Raw genomic sequence first — 2,351 nt, forward strand, 5'->3', positions numbered from 1 at the left:
TAAGCAAGCCCCGAAGCAGTGTAATCAAAATAGTGCACGCCTTGTTTTAGGATGATATTTTTTCTTATTTCGTCTAAATTTGCCATTTTTACTCTTTAAATTTGATACGGTAATTATAGTAAATTTTCGCAAATTTGGGGCTTTTGCGATGGAAATGATTTAGTAAATTTGGAGGTTAAATTTGAGCAAGCTAAATTTAACCGCAAAGCGGCAAATTTAACTTGATAAAGCAGAGAAGCGCGAGCCACAGAGGCTCACGACCATTTTATTATTTGTTTATAAAATTTTTCTCTAGCCACTCGATAGCTTTTGCTTCGGTTTCGAAGCGTCCGCTTTTAGCGACTTGATTTTGCCCCTCGTAGAAGCGAATCCTGATACCGTCTTGGACGCTATCTACCTTTACTCTGGTGATCTTATCTTTGTTTAGATAGACCCTATCGTTTAGTTTTACGTACATTTTTTCTCCCTTAAATTTGATGTGGTTTTATTTCTTTTTATCTTTTTTGTCGTCTTTAGTTGCGTCATTTTTCTCGCCGTCTTTTTTCAAAAACAACTCCTTAAAGCGCTTATCCGCAAAATCCTCGATGTCGTTTTGAAGCTGCCTATAGGCGTTTATGAGCTCATGCGCGCGCTCGTTTAGCGTCGTGCCGGCGTTTTCTCCGCCGCCCTGCCTAGTCGTAAAAAGCTCCTCTTTTAGATTTTTTTGCAAAATTTGCAGATGAGTCCAGCATTTTTTATAGTTCATGCCTAGGATTTCGGCGGCCTTTGAGATCGAGCCGACCTCAGCGATGACGTCTAGGACTTCGGTTTTACCCTTGCCGAAGATAAGCTCGCCCTCGTCGTTTTCTATCCAGGTTTTGGTTTTTACTCTCATCTTTTTTCCTTTCTTCTCCTTAAAACACCCCAACTGGCAGTATTTTACGTCGATTTTATAGTCTTTTAGCGTCGAGCGGATCGTCTTTAGCCCCACGCCCGCAGCCGCGTCTCTAGCGTCTTTGCATAGGATCCTGTCCTTTTCGTCGGTCATCTGCTTTAGCTGCGTCATCACGGTGTATTTGCCGCGTCCGTTTTCCAGCCCGCCAAACTGCCCTAGCTCGCAGTTGTCGATCTTTACGCCCATTTTTTCGGCCTCGTCGCTAACCAGCCCGACCTCTACGCCTAGTTTTGCGGCGATCTTAAACGCCGCGCCGCAGTCTAGCCTGCCCTTTGGATTTAGCAGTTTTGTTATCAGTTCGCGGATTTGCTCACTCATAGATTCTCTCCACGCCGCTATATACGTTTATGTTTTCGCCGCGCGCAAAGCCGCACAGCGTGAGGTTAAATTTACGCGCTATCACGACGCCAAGGCTAGTCGGAGCCGTGCGCGAGACGAGCACGGGGATGCCGTGCATGACGGCTTTTGCGACCATCTCAGAGCTTAAGCGCCCGCTCACCATCAAAAACGAATTTTGTAGCTGCGAGCCGGCTAGTATAGCTTTGCCGACGGCTTTGTCTATGGTATTGTGCTGAGCGATATCCTCGCCGATGTAAAACTGCTCGCCGCTCACGAAAAGCTTGGCCGTGTGCACGCAGCCCGTCATCTCGTAAAGCTCGCACTGCGTGTAAAACTGCCCCATCTGGCGCAAAATTTCGTCTTTGTGAAATTTAACCTCGCCCTTTATCGAGCGCGCCGCCATAGCCCCCGGGTCGATATTTGCCGTCGAGCTGCGCCCGCAGCCGCTGATTATCACCTTTTCCTCGTCAAACTGCTCGAGGCGCTTTTCGTTGATTTTAGCCTTTACCCACACGCTTAAAGCGTCGCCTGAAAGCTCTATACTCTCGATATCCTCAGGACTTGCGATCAAATTTTCGCTGATGAGATAGCCCGCGGCTAGCGCCTCCTGATCGGTCGGAGTGGCCATCACTGCGCCGAAACGCTTGCCGTTTATGTAGATCTCAAGCTTGATCTCGCGCACCAAAATATCATCAACGGCACTTTTTTGCGCGCCTTTAAATTTGATGATTTGCGTCGTAAAAATAGGTTGCATAATTTTCCTTAATTTTTGCGAAATGATAGCTTGAAAATCTAAATTTAAGATTTGATTGTAGTGAATTATTGCTTAAATCAAGCAAAAACTTAAACTATTTTTAGTGCGATTTTATCGGTATCTGATGATGATTTATATATGCGAATTTAGCATATATCTTAAATACAAAATTTCCGTAACCGCCACAAAAAGCTTCACTACTAGTTTAGTCTAAATTTGACTTTTTCTTTCCGCCCCTTTCCAAATTTAACCCAAAAAAATGTTTGTTCCGAATTCCAATTTACGAAATTAAATTTTTCTACTTCATTTATCAAAATACCTAAA

At 44.4% G+C, this 2,351-nt stretch carries 3 protein-coding genes; all 3 read right to left on the reverse strand.

Annotation, left to right across the window (positions count from 1 at the left end):
• Positions 1-268: 268 nt before the first annotated feature.
• From Q0314_RS04890 to fdhD, 3 genes are read right to left on the reverse strand one after another with little or no spacing between them, the layout of a single operon-like run.
• Positions 269-457 (reverse strand): hypothetical protein, encoded by a 189-nt coding sequence (locus tag Q0314_RS04890; RefSeq protein WP_004321084.1) that lies wholly within the window; start codon positions 455-457, stop codon positions 269-271.
• Positions 458-484: 27 nt separating this feature from the next.
• Positions 485-1,252 (reverse strand): LysR family transcriptional regulator, encoded by a 768-nt coding sequence (locus tag Q0314_RS04895; RefSeq protein WP_298057154.1) that lies wholly within the window; start codon positions 1,250-1,252, stop codon positions 485-487.
• Complete coding sequence (gene fdhD, locus Q0314_RS04900; RefSeq protein ID WP_298057159.1) at positions 1,245-2,027, reverse strand: formate dehydrogenase accessory sulfurtransferase FdhD; 783 nt, start codon at positions 2,025-2,027, stop codon at positions 1,245-1,247. Before fdhD ends, Q0314_RS04895 begins: the two co-directional genes overlap by 8 nt.
• Positions 2,028-2,351: the final 324 nt, after the last annotated feature.

The sequence above is a fragment of the uncultured Campylobacter sp. genome, assembly GCF_938040115.1.
Taxonomy (GTDB): domain Bacteria; phylum Campylobacterota; class Campylobacteria; order Campylobacterales; family Campylobacteraceae; genus Campylobacter_A.

Coding starts and splice junctions, on each gene's coding strand:
- Q0314_RS04890 (WP_004321084.1), bottom strand. CDS start 457: ATGTACGTAAAACTAAACGATAGGGTCTATCTAAACAAAGATAAGATC.
- Q0314_RS04895 (WP_298057154.1), bottom strand. CDS start 1,252: ATGAGTGAGCAAATCCGCGAACTGATAACAAAACTGCTAAATCCAAAG.
- fdhD (WP_298057159.1), bottom strand. CDS start 2,027: ATGCAACCTATTTTTACGACGCAAATCATCAAATTTAAAGGCGCGCAA.